Raw genomic sequence first — 14663 nt, forward strand, 5'->3', positions numbered from 1 at the left:
GCCGTCAGACGCCACGGGCGAGCAGGGCCAGGCGGACCCGGTTGGGACTGCCCGTCTTGGTCATCAGGCTGGTGATGTGGGTCTTGACCGTGGTGACACCGATGTGCAGCCGGTCGGCGATCTCGGTGTTGGACAGCCCTTCGGCGACCAGGTCCAGCACGTCGCGTTCGCGGGCGGTCAGACCCGACACCGGCCGGGGTGTCTCGGGCCGGGCCAGCACCGCGCGCTGCACCAGACGCTGTAGCACCTCCGGGCTGAACGGGCTGTCACCGGAGGCGGCCCGGCGGATGCCGTCGAGCAGCTCGGTCGGGGGCGCGTCCTTGAGCAGGAACCCGCAGGCCCCGGCGGTCAGGGCGGGGTAGAGGTGGTCGTCGTCGCCGAACGTGGTCAGCACCAGGATGCGGGTGCGGGGGTGCTCGGCGAGGATCCGGGTGGTCGCGGTGATTCCGTCGACACCGGGCATCCGTAGGTCCATGACGACGACGTCGGGCCGGAGCCTCCCGGCCAGCGGGATCGCCTCGCGGCCGTTGTCCGCCTCACCGACGACGTCGATGTCGGGTTGGGCGTTGCAGAGCATGCGCAGCCCGGCGCGGATCAGGTGCTGGTCGTCGACCAGCAGCACCCGGATCACGCCGGCTCCGGCGTGCGGGACGCGGCCGGAGCCGTACGCTCGCGGGGCACCGCCCCGGTCGCCCCGGCCGGGAGGACGGTACGTACCCGCCACCCGGTGTCGGTCGGGCCCGCCTCCAGCCGCCCGCCGAGGACCTCGACGCGTTCGCGCATTCCGGTGATGCCGTGCCCGCCGCCGGCCGGCACACCTGCCGGCACCCCGCCCCGCCCGGTGTCGGCGACCTCCCAGTGCACAGCGCCATCGCGAACGGCGACGACGAGTCGCGCCACCGCTGACGTCCCTGCGTGTTTGGCCACGTTTGTCAACGCCTCCTGGGTGAGCCGCAGCACCGCCATGCCGCGGACCGCGTCGAGCGAACCGATCGCCGGGTCGAGATCGGCCTCCACTGTGATGCCCGCCTGTCGGGCCCGGTCGATGGAGGCGCCGATCGCCGCCGGCAGCGCGGCGGGCTCGATGGCGGTAAGCGCCGCGTCGCCGCGTACCCCGTCGGGGTTGCGCAGCACCGCGACCAGCCGGCGCAACTCCGCCAGGGCCGCGGTGCCGGTGCCGTGCACGTCGTCGAACACCTCGCCGACCCGGGGGTCCGGGTCGGTGAGCACGTGCCGGGCCACGCCGACCCGCAGCACCATCGACGCCACGTGGTGCGCGACCACATCGTGCAGCTCGCGGGCGATGGCACTGCGTTCGTCGGCGCGGGCCGCGCGGCTCTCCGACTCGTGCTGGCGTTGCTCGGCCAGGGCCCGCTCCAGCGCCTGCCGACCCAGTTCCCGGTTGGCGCGGATGACGAGGCCGAGCAGCACCGGCACGCCGACCTCCACGGCGAGCCCGACGACCCCGGAGGCGAACCGGCGTGGCGGGTCGCCGATCGAGTCGGTCAGGTCGACGACCACCAGCAGCGCCGCGGCCAGCCAGATGGCCCGGGGGCCGCGCGCCCGCATGGTCATCTCGAACAACGCCCAACTGGCGCCGACCTGGTTGATAGTGAAGTCGTCGATCAGGCTGATGGCGACGGCCAGCAGGGCGGACTGCACCACCATGTTGACGACCGGTCGGCGGTGCGCCGCCAGCGCCACCGCGAACGCCGGCACCGCGAGGATCCACTGTGTCGTCGTGGGTGTGCTGGTGGAGTGTGGGACGACGAGCAGGTAGCACAGCCCGGTCAGGTCGAGCAGCACCATCCGCACGAGTGTGTCCCGCAGGTCGAACAGTCGCCCCAGCCAGCTCACGACGGTCAGCCTAGGCGCTGCGGGCCGGTTGCGGCGGTCGGCGGCCGCCGCCACCGGGTCCGGACCGCGAGGTACGCGGCCAGGCCGAGCGGTCCGAGCAGGATGGTCAGCAGCAGCACCGGAGCCATCACCAGCGCCGGTACCCCCCGTTGCCTGCTGTCCAACCACGCCCAGCGCCCGACGAACAGGTCGAACGCGATCATGTGCGCCCAGCCCGCCGCCGCCCCGGCGGAGGTGCCGAGCAGGTCACGCACCCCGGCCAGGGTCGGCGACGTCACGGCCGGCAGCACGTCGCCGAACGCCGGGAGCACCAGCAGCGCGTAGATCACCACGACCGGCAGCACGATCAGCGGCGAGGCGATGATCCGGGCGGTCCACGACCAGCGCGGCAGCAGGATCATCAGCGCCCAGAACGGCGCGGCCACCGCGAAGGTCAGGGAGAACAGCGTAGTGGTCATGCCGCCAACGCCAGCTCCGTGCGGCGTCGCCGGGCCAGCACCAGCCCGCTGGCGGTCGCGGTCGCCACCAGCAGGGCCGCGACCGCGACGAGCGTGCCGGCGTCCGGGCGCAGCAACGGCTGTCCGCGCAGCGCCTGCCAGGTCAACAGCATCGTGAGTACGCCGTACGCGCTGCCCGCGACGACAAGCAGCCGGACCCGGGTGCGCTGGTCCAGCCGGGTCGCGAAGCGGCTCAGCAGGATCGCCAGGATCGGTAGCGCCTGGAGGGCGTGCAGCCCCACGAAGTGCCCGATCCGCAGGTCACCGCCGGTGGTGCTCCAGCCCACCACGGGCAACCCCGGCCCGCCGTCGGTGACGCCCACGCTGTGCGCTCCGGAGACCCCGTCGATCCCCGGTTCCTGCATGGGCAGCACCATCGGCACCGCCGCGAGCATGCCCAGCAGCGACAGGCCGAGCCCCCACGCGACGGCCGTCGAAGCGGCCCGGTCCGGGATCCGCCGGATCAGCACCACGATGCCGATGACGAGGTGCGCGACGAAGAGCACCATGATCGCTGCGCCCATCACCGTGAACAGCGCGCTGTTCAGCGCGGAGGTGCCGTTGAAGTGGCTGGTCTGCCCGCGTACCACCTGACCGACGATCACCATCATCTCGATCACCGACATCGCGACGATGACGGTGACGGCCCACTCGGCGGCCCTGCTGCGGCGCGGCAGCAGCGAGAGCATCCAGGCGAGGGTCGCGCCGTAGAGCACGAAGGACACGCTGAACTTGAACGGCTTGAGCCAGATCGGCGCCCCGGTGAGGACGCGCGAGTCGACGAGGATGCCGACCGCGGCGACGACGGCGAGGACCGCCATCGCGCAGACGAAGACCATCAGGGGGCGATTCCAGTGCGTCGCCCGGCGCAGCAGGGTTGTCATGCCTGTAGATGTTCGTGGCCGCGCCCGCCGGTCGCGTCCGACCCCGAGCCTCGGTTGCGGCCGGTGGTCGGAGCCGGCCTCCTCCCTGGGTAGGAGAGGAAACCGTCGATTCCGTTCGGCGGTGCTGGCACAATGGCCGGCCTGCCGACCGGACGGGGAGCGTTCATGGCGATCGATGCAGGCCGGGTCCTGCCGAACGAGACGACGGTGCCGCTGCTGCCCTGCCCGGCGCCGGAGCAGACAGTGGCGTTCTGGCGGGCGCTCGGCTTCGAGGTGACCTACGAGCAGCTCAAGCCGTATGTCTACCTGGCGTTTCGGTGGAGTGGGTTCCAGCTGCACTACGGGCCGGGGCCGAAGGACCTGGACCCGGCGCGGGAGGCGTCCGGTGGCTGTCTGGTGATGGTCGACGCGGTCGCGGCGTACCACGCCGCGTTCGCCGAGGCGATGCGCCGCAGCTACGGCAAGATGCTGGTCAAGGGCCTGCCCCGGATGACCCGCTACCGCGCCGGGGCGTCCCGGTTCAGCGTCGTCGACCCGTCGGGCAACACGATCATCTTCATCCAGCGCGACGAGCCGATGGAGGTCGAGTACGGCGGGTCGAAGGAGCTTGACGGGCTGGCTCGGGTGCTCGACAACGCCCGGATCCTGCGCGAGTTCAAGATGGACGACCGGGCGGCGTACCGGGCGCTCGACTCGGGAATGCGCCGCCGCGCCGAGGACGCTCCGGTCGTCGAGCAGGCGATGGCGTTGGCCGCCCTGATCGAGTTGTCGATCGCGCTCGACAAGACCGACCGGGTGCCCGAGTGGGGTGCCCAACTCCAGGCGCTGCCCCTGCCGCCGGAGCAGCGGACGCGGGTGGCCGGCTATGTCGCCGACCCGGCCCTGCTCGAACCGTGGTGGCCCGACCCGCGCTGACCGCGGACCTCCTCGCGCCCCGCCCCGGGGTTCGCGAAGCGGCGGCGATGTCGTCGCCATCCGAACCCGTCAGGGCAGCAGTCTGCTGTCGTTGTCGAGCACAGCCCTTGCCAGCCGCTCGGGGAACATGCGGCGCACGCTCGCGGAGTATGCGCTTCCGTCGCCGGGCTGCGTGACGCGTACGCCGTCCACTCGCACCGGCACGGAGATGCTCCAGACGCCTGCGGGCCCCGGGGCCGCGTCGCAGTGTGCCCAGGCGAACGAGGAGGAGTTGTCGCGCCCGAGCAGTCGGACCCGGCAGGTGCCTGCTCGGCCCAGCAATTCGCCGGGTAGGAGCGTCGCGAGCCGCTCCTCCTCAGCCTGAACGTCAGCCGCGTTCCGGTCCGGCAGCGGGTACGGCGCCTCGGCGCAGCCGGCGAGCAACCCGATCGTCAGCCCGAGCGAGACGGCGTGTCGGCGAGTCACACGTGCAGCATCCCATTCGGCGGTGATGCGAGGCCACCCCCTCAGGCGGTGGGCCGGACGCCGTCCCCCGCCACCGCACTGCTCAGGCTGACTGTGCGGTTTCTGCCCTGGCGGCCCGGAAGGTCCCCTTCGCCCCTAGGCCACCGCTGCCGATACGTCTGGTCGTTCCACATGTCGGCACGAAATTACCCCTTTAGAGTAAATACTGCCAAGCCCCCTATCTCCTCCGATAGTTTTCGAAGGAGAGGAAAGCTCGTATTCCTCCCTTCGTGTGCGTAAAGGAGTCAGAGATGAAGCGCAGTGTTGCGCTCGCGGCAGCCCTCCTGGCGGGCCTGACAAGCGTCGGATCGGCCCCCGGAACCGCTCTCGCCGACGGTGGCGGCCCTGGACACCACGACGACCGCAAGGGAGGTGAACACCACCACGGCGACGACGGCGCGCTCTTCGTCCAGACCAACAAGGCCGAAGGCAACACCATCAAGGTGTACGACCGTGACGAGGACGGCCGGCTCACCAAGGCGGGTGAGTACGAGACCGGTGGGCTGGGCGGCTTCACCATCGGTGCCCCGCTCGACGCGCTGGCCTCGCAGGGGTCCCTGACCTACCACAAGGGGCTGCTCTTCGCCGTCAACGCCGGCAGCAACACCGTGACCGTCTTCGGGGTCGAGGGCACCAAGCTGCACAAGCTCCAGGTCATCTGGTCCGGCGGCCTGCTGCCGGTCAGCATCGCGGCCCGTGGCGACCTCGTCTACGTCCTCAACGCCGGCGGCGAGGGCTCGGTGCAGGGCTTCGAGCTGCACAAGGGCCGCCTGTCGCGGATCGAGGACGCCAACCGCTCGCTCGGGCTGCACAACGGCAACCCGCCCGCGTTCGGCACCGCACCGGCGCAGGTCAAGATCGACCCGGACAGCGAGTTCGTCCTGGTGTCGACGAAGGCCGCCAACGTCATGTTCAGCTACGAGATCGGCCGACACGGCGAGCTGGCCTCGAACCCCGTCATCAGCGACGCGGGCAACACCCCGTTCGGCTTCACCTTCGACACCGAGGACTCGCTGCTTGTCACCGAGTCCGGTGCGAACGCGGTGAGCCGGTTCGAGTTGGACGACGACGGCGCACTCGACCAGGTCGGACCGTCGGTGCCCAACGGGCAGCAGGCGACGTGCTGGATCCAGCGCGTCGGCGACTACTTCTTCGTCGCCAACGCCGGCACCTCCACCATCAGCTCCTACCGGGTGAACGACGACGGCAAGCTCGAACTCGTCAAGGCCGTCGCCGCCGACACCGGCGGCGGGTCGATCGACATGACCACGAGCGACGGCTTCCTGTACGTCCAGAACGCCACCGCCGGCAACGTGCAGGGCTACGAGGTGAACGAGGACGGCTCGCTGAAGCTCGTCACCACAGTGGAGGGCCTGCCGAAGTTCGAGAACGGCATCGGGATGGAAGGCATCGCCGCCTCCTGAGAACGCGTCACCAGCTGGTCCCGGTCGCTCATCGGCCGGGGCCAGCGTCTCTTGGCCGGTGATCACCTGAGTCCACCGACGGTGCGGAGGTGCTCACCCCGCCGACGCGCTGACCCGTACGCGCCACCACGGTGGACGACTAATCGGCCGCCGAAGGGGCACCTCCTCGGGGACACCCTGCTGGGTCGGGTTCAGAATGAACCGATCGGTCATGTTTTCCGTGATGACGGTCAGGGTCACCCACCAGAGTCGCGGAGGCACGATGTCAACGGTTCGAACTGGTCCGGTCATCGGACTGCTCGTGCAGATCGTCCTGCTGGCGGTGCTGGCGGAGACAGTCGGTCTGGGCGCTGCGGGCTGGGTGGCGGGGCTGGCGTACGGGATGGTCCTGTGCGCCCTGCTCAGCCGGGGGATGTCCCGCTCGGGCGCGGATGCGCTGACGCCTGCCGACCGGGTGACCCTGAGCCGGGCGATCCTCGTCGGCGGCGTGACGGCCCTGGCCGCCGACTCGATCGGCCGGTCCGCGCCGGTCACCCTGATGGTCGTCCTCACCAGCGTGGCGTTGGCCCTCGACGCCGTGGACGGGTACACCGCCCGCCGCACCGGGACGACCAGCGAACTCGGCGCGCGCTTCGACATGGAGATCGACTCCGTCCTGGTCCTGGTGCTCTGCCTGCACGTGGCCCCCACGGTGGGTGCCTGGGTGCTCGTGATCGGCGCGATGCGCTACCTCTTCGGCGCCGCGACCTGGGCGTTGGGGTGGATGCGGGGCTCCGCGCCGCCGCGTTACTGGAACAAGGTCGTCGCCGCGATCCAGGGCGTGGTGCTGACGGTGGCGATGGCCGACGTGCTGCCCGCTCCGCTGACGACCGTCGTGCTGGTGGCGTCAGTGGCGCTGCTGCTGGAGTCGTTCGGGCGTGACGTCGGCTGGCTCTGGACGACCCGGCACCTTCGCCGCAGCGTCATCCACGGCGCTCCGGGTGCGGTGGTCCAGCCGGCCAGTTCGGCGAGCCACAGTGCCCCAACCGTCGGAGCCGGGCTGGCCGAGCTGACCCCGGGTAGAACCGATGGGCTGCCCTGGTCGGAACGCCGGACGGTCGCCGTGGCCCGACACGGAACCGCCCGCGTCTGAGCCACAGTGGATGCCGCACCCATAAGTGATCATGGAAGGATGCCCGGGTTGTCGCTCTTGACGCGCGTACGTCAGCTGCCGAGCCAGGGACGGAGGCCGATGAGGGGCGAAGCCTCGGACGGCACCGACATCGAGGACCACCCGAAACGCTCCATCGGGGCCCGGCTGACGACCGTCCTGGCCGCGCTGCTCGTGCTGCTCGTCCTCACCGTGCCGTACGACTACGGCCGGCTCAGCCCGGCGGGTTTCGCGCGGATCCCCCTGGAGGCGCTGCTGGTGGTGGCCCTCCTGCTCGCCCTGCCGTCTCGTGGCAGCCGACCGGTCGCGACGCTGGCCGGCGTGGCCCTCGGTCTGCTCGGCCTCCTGAAGCTGCTCGACCTGGGGTTCTCCGCCTCGCTGGGCCGGGCCTTCGACCCGGTGCTCGACTGGGCGCTCCTCGACGAGGGGTTCGCCTTCCTCAGCGAGTCGTACGGTCGGCCCGCCGCCATCGGTGCCGTCGTCACCCTGGGGGTGGTGGTCGTGGGCCTGCCCACACTTGTCACGTTGTCGATGCGGCGACTGCGGCGGCTGGTGGTCCGGCACCGCACCGGCACCACCCGGATCGTGGCCGCGCTGGTGGTCGTCTGGGTGGCCTGCGCCGCGTTCAACGTGCGGGTCGCCGAGGGCGTGCCGGTCGCCGACACCTCCGCGACCACCCTGGCCAACGGCCACGGCTTCCAGGTGCGCCTGCGCCTCGACGACCGCGAGACGTTCGGCGCCCTGATCGAGGCCGACAGGTTCGCCGACACCCCGGGCGACCAGCTACTGACCGCGCTGCGCGGCAAGAACGTGGTGGTCGCCTTCGTGGAGAGCTACGGCCGGGACGCCGTCGAGGACCCGGAGTTCGCCCCGCAGGTCGGCGCGGTCCTCGACCGCGGCGCCGGCGAGCTGAGCGCTGCGGGTTTCGCCGCGCAGAGCGGCTTCCTCACCTCGCCGACCTTCGGTGGCGGCAGTTGGCTCGCACACGACACGCTGCTCTCCGGCCTCTGGATCGACAACGACCAACGGCACCGCACCCTGCTGGCCAGCGACCGGATGACCCTCAACGGCGCCTTCCGACGGGCGAACTGGCAGACCGTGGGAGTGATGCCCGCCGTCACCAGACCGTGGCCGGAGGGCTCCTTCTTCGGCTACGACCGGTTCTACGACGCCAGGACGCTCGCGTACCGTGGCCCGAAGTTCAGCTTCGGCACCCCGCCGGACCAGTACACGCTGGCCAGCTGGCAGCGCCTGGAGCAGGCGAAGCGCGACGGCAACGTGATGACCGAGCTGGCGATGGTGTCGAGTCACGCGCCCTGGACGCCCGTCCCGCCGCTGCTCGACTGGGCCGACGTCGGCGACGGCGCGGCCTACCGCGGGACCGGCGGTGGCGAGTCCGACGACCGGCGCCGGAGCACCACCCAGATCCGGGCGGACTACCGGAAGTCCATCGAGTACACCCTGGGTGCGCTCATCTCCTACGTGCGGACCTACGGGGACGACGACCTCGTGTTCATCGTCCTCGGTGACCACCAACCCGCCGCGGTCGTCACTGGCGACAACGCCAGCCACGACGTCCCGATCTCGATCATCACGCGGGACCGGGCCGTGCTGGACCGGATCTCCGGATGGGGCTGGCAGGACGGGCTGAAGCCCGGGCCGCAGGCGCCGGTCTGGCGGATGGACGCCTTCCGGGACCGGTTCCTGACCGCGTTCGGACCGTAACCCCGGCCACCTCTCACGAACTGGAGCCAGACAGATGGCGGCTGCCACCGACACCAGGATCGCCGCGCTCCGCACCGACCCGGCCCTGTCCCTGCTGCACAGGTCGCTGGACGTCTACTACGGCGACCCCGAACGGGACGCAAGGATGGACGCCTTCTACTCCCGCTTCGTCAGCAGCGGGGACCTCGTCTTCGACATCGGCTCCCACGTGGGCGACCACATCGGCAGCTTCCGTCGCCTCGGCGCGCGGGTCGTCGCGGTGGAACCGCAGCCGCTGTGTCTGCGCGCCCTGCGGGCGATCTACGCCCACGACGACCAGGTGACAGTGGTCGACGCCGCGTGCGGCGCGCTACCCGGGCACACCCGGTTGCACGTCAACTCCACCAACCCCACCGTGTCGACCGCCTCACCGGACTTCGTCCGGGCGGCAAAGGGCGCGGACGGGTGGGCGGACCAGGTGTGGGATGCCGACATCGAGGTCCCGGTGGTCACCGTCGACGCGCTGATCGAGACGTACGGGGTGCCGACCTTCACCAAGATCGACGTGGAGGGTTTCGAGGACGAGGTGCTGGCCGGCCTGAGTCGGCCGCTGCCCGCCCTCTCGTTCGAGTTCACCACGATCGCGCGCCCGGTTGCCCACCGGGGTCTCGACCGCCTGACCGCGCTCGGCTTCCACGGCTTCGACATCGCGCTGGGCGACGACAAGTCGCTGACCTTCGAGCGGTGGCGAGCCGCGAGCGACGTGGCAGCGTACCTCGACGATCTGCCGCACTCGACGAACTCCGGCGATGTGTACTGCGTGTCCTAGCGAGGGCGGCGGGTTGCGACAACCCACGAAGTCCGGCATGGACCGGCGTCGCGGCGGCCACGGTCAGGACTTGCGGCGAGTGCGTGGGGGCGCCAGGGCCAGACCGGCAACCAGGAGTACGCCGAGGGCAGCGGCAGAGGCCCCCACCTTGGTGAGGACTGTCAGACGGCCACCCGTGACCGGCATGGGCGGAACCGGCCCAGCGAGGGCCACTGTCGAGGAGCAGTTGGGTGTGCAGTCCGGGTCGGTTGCGCCGGCCGGTGGGGTGAGGGTGGCGGTGTTGGTGAGGTCCCCGGTGGTGCCGGAGGGCACAGTTCCGCTGATGGTGTAGGTCAGGGTCCCGCCGGCCAGGACGGTGATGGTGTCGTCGACGTTGCCGGTGCCCGAGGCGGTGCAGGTGCTACCGGTAGATGCCTCGCAGGTCCAGGTGAACGCGGCCAGTGGTGCGGGCAGCGGGTCGGTCAGGGTGGCCCCGACTGCGTCGGACGGGCCGCCGTTCGCGACGGTCACCGTGTAGGTCAGGGGTGTGCCCGGCACGTAGTGGTTCGGTGTTGCCGTCTTGGCCACCGTCAGATCCACGACTGGTCCGGCCGGGGTTACGACCGTCGAGGAGCAGTTGGGTGTGCAGTCCGGGTCGGTTGCGCCGGCCGGTGGGGTGAGGGTGGCGGTGTTGGTGAGGTCGCCGGTGGTGCCCGAGGGCACGGTTCCGCTGATCGTGTAGGTGACGGTCCCGCCAGCCAGGACGGTGACGGTGTCGTCGACGTTGCCGGTGCCCGACGCGGTGCAGGTGCTACCGGTAGATGCCTCGCAGGTCCAGGTGAACCCCGCCAGTGATGCGGGCAGCGGATCGGTCAGAGTCGCGCCGACGGCGTCGGACGGCCCGCCGTTGGTGACCGTCACCGTGTAGGAGAAGGGCGCCCCCGGCACGTATGGATTTGGGGATGCGGTCTTGGTCACCGCCAGATCCACCGTGAGCGCGGCCGGAGTCACCACCGTCGACGAGCAGTTGGGCGTGCAGTCGGGATCCGAGACGCCGTCCGGTGGGGTGAGGGTGGCCGTGTTGGTCAGATCGCCGGTGGTGCCCGAGGGCACGGTCCCGCTGATCGTGTAGGTGACGGTTCCGCCGGCCAGGACGGTGATGGTGTCGTTGATGGTGCCGGTGCCCGAGGCGGTGCAGGTGCTGCCGGCGGATGCTGCACAGGTCCAGGTGAACCCGGCCAGTGGTGCGGGCAGCGGGTCGGTCAGGGTCGCCCCGACGGCGTCGGAGGGCCCGCCGTTGGTGACCGTCACCGTGTAGGAGAAGGGCGCCCCCGGCACGTAGGGGTTCGGGGATGCGGTCTTGGTCACGGCCAGGTCTACGACTGGTCCGGCCGGGGTCACCACTGTTGAGGAGCAGTTGGGTGTGCAGTCCGGGTCGGTTGCGCCGACTGGTGGGGTGAGGGTGGCGGTGTTGGTCAGATCGCCCGTGGTGCCGGAGGGCACGGTTCCGCTGATGGTGTAGGTCAGGGTCCCGCCGGCCAGGACGGTGACGGTGTCGTTGATGGTGCCGGCGCCCGACGCGGTGCAGGCACTGCCCGCGGATGCCTCACAGGTCCAGGTGAACCCGGCCAGTGGTGCGGGCAGCGGGTCGGTCAGGGTCGCGCCGACGGCGTCGGACGGCCCGCCGTTGGTGACGGTCACCGTGTAGGTCAGGGGTGTGCCCGGCACGTAAGGGCTTGGTGTTGCCGTCTTGGTCACCGCCAGGTCCACGACTGGTCCGGCCGGAGTCACGACCGTTGACGAGCAGTTGGGTGTGCAGTCCGGGTCGGTTGCGCCGGCCGGTGGGCTGAGGGTGGCGGTGTTGGTCAGGTCCCCGGTGGTGCCCGACGGCACCGTCCCACTGATCGTGTAGGTGACGGTCCCGCCAGCCAGGACGGTGACGGAGTCGTTGATGGTGCCGGCGCCCGACGCGGTGCAGGCACTGCCCGCGGATGCCTCACAGGTCCAGGTGAACCCGGCCAGCGGTGCGGGCAGCGGGTCGGTCAGCGTCGCCCCGACGGCATCGGACGGGCCGCCGTTGGTGACCGTCACCGTGTAGGAGAAGGGCGCCCCCGGCACGTATGGATTTGGGGATGCGGTCTTGGTCACCGCCAGATCCACTGTAAGCGCGGCCGGAGTCACCACCGTCGACGAGCAGTTGGGCGTGCAGTCGGGATCCGAGACGCCGTCCGGTGGGGTGAGGGTGGCCGTGTTGGTCAGATCGCCGGTGGTGCCCGAGGGCACGGTCCCGCTGATCGTGTAGGTGACGGTTCCGCCGGCCAGGACGGTGATGGTGTCGTTGATGGTGCCGGTGCCCGAGGCGGTGCAGGTGCTGCCGGCGGATGCTGCACAGGTCCAGGTGAACCCGGCCAGTGGTGCGGGCAGCGGGTCGGTCAGGGTCGCCCCGACGGCGTCGGAGGGCCCGCCGTTGGTCACAGTCACCGTGTACGAGAGGGGTGCTCCCGGCACGTAGGGGCTCGGCGTCGCGGTCTTCACGACCGCGAGATCCACGGTGGGGATGACGGTGAGAGTGGTCGAGCCAGGCGGGTTGATCCCCACGATGGTAGGGAAGTTGCTCTCACAGCCAGGGATCGTTGAGCCGTCCGGTGCGACGCATCCGCTGTTGGTGTACGAGCCGACCACGGTGCTTGTCACCTGGACAGAGATTGTGCAGGAGGCGACATTCAGGTCTATGTTGCCGGCGAAGTCGACAGACGTTGCGCCAGCGGGAGCGGTCACTGTGGCTCCCGAGCACGTGGTGCTGTTGACCCCGGTGGCTGTCACATTGGCGGGAAGGTTGTCGGTGAAACTCATCCCGTTCTTGGCTTGCAGATCGTCGGTGTTGGTGATGGTGAACGTCAGCGTGGACGTCTGCCCCTGCCCGATGGTCGTCGGGCTGAAAGCCTTGTCGAGCTGCGGGGTCACGTCGACGATCTGCGGAAGGTCGAACGCGACGTCGTTCCCGATGCCCGACGCTGTCGCGTTGTAGAGGCGTACGCCCAATGTCGGTGTGTCGGCCAACGACAATTGCAGCGCTGTCGACTGCAGCTTGGCTATCCAGGTGGCGTTGATGATCACGGCGCCGGGATCCGTACACGGGCTCAGGTTCTGTGCGAGCACCGTCGGGACGTCGTTGAGAAGCAGCTCGAACCTAAGTCGCGCCCGCTGGGCGGAGGGAACGGTGCAGTTCCTCTCAGCGAAGATCGCCGAAACCGAGTAGAAATGGCCACCGGTCGCCGGAATTGTGTTGTTGTCGGTCTCCAGTTGGTATCCGGGAAGCTGCGCGCCTGTCACGCTGTTGGTGTACTCGGTAAGTACCTGGTTCGTGGCGGCGACTTCGGGGCTCTGCCCCTGGAACAGCCCCATGTCACGGGCCATTTCCTGCAGCCGGCTCCACGCGCCTGAACGACCGCACTGGTCGTTGTTGGTGACCGGCGGGCTACCACCGTTGGGCGGCAGCGGTGACGTCTGGCGCATGATCCAGCCGTTGCACGCGCTCGCGCCGGGGCTCCACGCGGGGTCCGCCGTATAGGTCTCGCCGTCCGCGCCGCTGCCCCCTGGTCCCGGCACGTAGACGGAGCCCGGCGAGCCAGTGTAGGAGCCAATGCGAATCGGTGCCGCAACCGCGCTCTCGTTGGAGAAATCCTCAGTGAACACCGGGGTGCCGGGCTGGGGGTTTCCGGGCAGGCCCGGGACGGTCGCCAATGCGGGTTGGCTTGGCGCCACAACCATCAACGTTGACGACACCACCAGCGCGCCAACCGCCCCCAGCGCCGATGTGAACCATCGACGTTCTCTGCGAACCATATTCATTTCCCCCGTATTGCAGGTTGCAGTAGTTGCAGTAGTGGCGCGCTGGCCGAGCCTGACGATCTCAAATCGCGAACGCCAGGCAGAATCACCCGATACAGGGTCACCCGATCGGGTGAACGGATCCCGGCTTAATCCAACGGCAGGGACGGGACGACCGGGGGGCTTGAGCAAAAGCGCCAGCGCACTTCTTCAACCCTGATTCTCGGTGCGGTGACGGCCGCCGTCACTTCCGGACATGCCGTACGGCATACCTCCGGGGACGCCGGCCAGAAAAACGCATTGATCCCGCTGCTCAGCACAGGGGAATTCGAGGATCTTTTCGGGGTGGGTCGGCAAGGGTGACGGTGCGGTCGGTGCCACTGCCGCACCGTCGATGAGTACGTCGGTCGCTCAACATCGGTGCGACGGGCAACCGCCCGTCGTGCCCACGACTACCGGATGCGCCGGCTGCGCGAGACCGCCGAGCCGTTGTGGTGCCACAAAACACGTGGACGGTCACTGTGTGCGGGAAGCCGGGCTCGTACGGACCGGGCCGCTCCACAGCCGGCGCAGCTCCCGCACCGTGCGCCGGATCGCGTACCCTCCGCGGATGGACCTCGATGATCTTCCGCTCGCCGAGTTCGCGTTTCCCGGGCCACTGCGGGACAAGTTGGTGGGCGCGATCCTGTCCGGGGCGAAGACCTCGACGACCGGCCTGCTGATCGGTTACGAGCGTGCTGACGAGCCGCTGCCCGAGGTGGGCCAACTGTCCGCCGTTGTGGACTCCGCGGGCCGGCGGTTGGCCGCCATCGAACTGACCGACGTACGGGTTGTCCGGCTCGCCGACGTCGACCTGGCACACGCCCTGGCCGAGGGGGAGGGCGACGAGTCGGTGGCGCAGTGGCGCGCCGGGCATGAGACGTTCTGGCACAGCGCCGAGGTGCGCGCCGAGCTGGGCGACCCCGATTTCACAGTGGACGACGACACCCTGGTGGTGACCGAGCGCTTCCGGCTGGTGCACACCGTCTGAGCGGTCGGAGCCGCTGCGCACCGATCCGCGACGGGCCACGCCCTTGTGCAAGGTCACCT

The 14663-nt window shown here is 70.1% G+C and carries 11 protein-coding genes and 1 pseudogene; 6 read left to right on the forward strand and 6 right to left on the reverse strand.

The features are described from left to right. Positions 1-4: 4 nt before the first annotated feature. Genes AB0B86_RS00195 through AB0B86_RS00210 form a run of 4 tightly spaced genes read right to left on the reverse strand, consistent with a single transcriptional unit; the run spans position 5 to position 3238 of the window. The gene (locus tag AB0B86_RS00195; RefSeq protein ID WP_357414662.1) at positions 5-631 is read right to left on the reverse strand and encodes a response regulator transcription factor; all 627 of its coding nucleotides are present in this window, start codon (positions 629-631) and stop codon (positions 5-7) included. After that, a complete protein-coding gene (locus AB0B86_RS00200) occupies positions 628-1857 on the reverse strand; it encodes a histidine kinase (RefSeq protein ID WP_357405359.1) in 1230 nt (409 codons plus the stop codon). The genes AB0B86_RS00195 and AB0B86_RS00200 overlap by 4 nt, the downstream gene beginning before the upstream one ends. Before the next feature lie 5 nt (positions 1858-1862). After that, positions 1863-2315, reverse strand: coding sequence for an ABA4-like family protein (locus AB0B86_RS00205; protein WP_357405361.1), 453 nt, complete (start codon positions 2313-2315; stop codon positions 1863-1865). Further along, entirely contained in the window at positions 2312-3238 is a 927-nt protein-coding gene (locus AB0B86_RS00210; RefSeq protein WP_357414663.1) for a hypothetical protein, read from the reverse strand. Before AB0B86_RS00210 ends, AB0B86_RS00205 begins: the two co-directional genes overlap by 4 nt. A gap of 165 nt (positions 3239-3403) precedes the next feature. On the opposite strand from AB0B86_RS00210, the gene AB0B86_RS00215 reads away from it, so the two are divergent. Beyond that, the gene (locus AB0B86_RS00215; protein WP_357414664.1) at positions 3404-4153 is read left to right on the forward strand and encodes a glyoxalase; all 750 of its coding nucleotides are present in this window, start codon (positions 3404-3406) and stop codon (positions 4151-4153) included. A 69-nt stretch (positions 4154-4222) separates the two neighbouring features. Here AB0B86_RS00215 and AB0B86_RS00220 read toward each other — a convergent pair whose 3' ends face one another. Then, entirely contained in the window at positions 4223-4618 is a 396-nt protein-coding gene (locus AB0B86_RS00220) for a hypothetical protein (RefSeq protein WP_357414666.1), read from the reverse strand. A gap of 290 nt (positions 4619-4908) precedes the next feature. Here AB0B86_RS00220 and AB0B86_RS00225 point away from each other — a divergent pair, with 290 nt between their 5' ends. The 4 genes and pseudogenes from AB0B86_RS00225 (at position 4909) to AB0B86_RS00240 (ending at position 9764) form a co-directional block, all read left to right on the forward strand. Beyond that, positions 4909-6081: a beta-propeller fold lactonase family protein gene (locus AB0B86_RS00225; protein ID WP_357405369.1), complete on the forward strand. Its 1173-nt coding sequence runs from the start codon at positions 4909-4911 to the stop codon at positions 6079-6081. 262 nt (positions 6082-6343) lie between these two features. After that, positions 6344-7018 (forward strand): annotated as a pseudogene (locus tag AB0B86_RS00230) (CDP-alcohol phosphatidyltransferase family protein); the annotation flags it as partial. A gap of 294 nt (positions 7019-7312) precedes the next feature. Next, positions 7313-8956, forward strand: coding sequence for a sulfatase-like hydrolase/transferase (locus AB0B86_RS00235; protein WP_357414668.1), 1644 nt, complete (start codon positions 7313-7315; stop codon positions 8954-8956). Between the two features lie 34 nt (positions 8957-8990). Further along, positions 8991-9764 carry an FkbM family methyltransferase gene (locus AB0B86_RS00240; RefSeq protein WP_357414670.1) on the forward strand — a complete coding sequence of 258 codons (774 nt, stop codon included), beginning with the start codon at positions 8991-8993 and terminating at the stop codon, positions 9762-9764. Between the two features lie 63 nt (positions 9765-9827). Here the strand turns inward: AB0B86_RS00240 and AB0B86_RS00245 are convergent, their stop codons facing one another. Further along, on the reverse strand, positions 9828-13160 hold the full coding sequence (locus AB0B86_RS00245; RefSeq protein ID WP_357414673.1) for a DUF11 domain-containing protein: 3333 nt from the start codon (positions 13158-13160) through the stop codon (positions 9828-9830). 1024 nt (positions 13161-14184) lie between these two features. On the opposite strand from AB0B86_RS00245, the gene AB0B86_RS00250 reads away from it, so the two are divergent. After that, positions 14185-14604 (forward strand): ASCH domain-containing protein, encoded by a 420-nt coding sequence (locus tag AB0B86_RS00250; protein ID WP_357405378.1) that lies wholly within the window; start codon positions 14185-14187, stop codon positions 14602-14604. Positions 14605-14663 lie beyond the last annotated feature (59 nt).

It is taken from the genome of Micromonospora sp. NPDC049047 (assembly GCF_040649135.1).
Lineage (GTDB): Bacteria > Actinomycetota > Actinomycetes > Mycobacteriales > Micromonosporaceae > Micromonospora.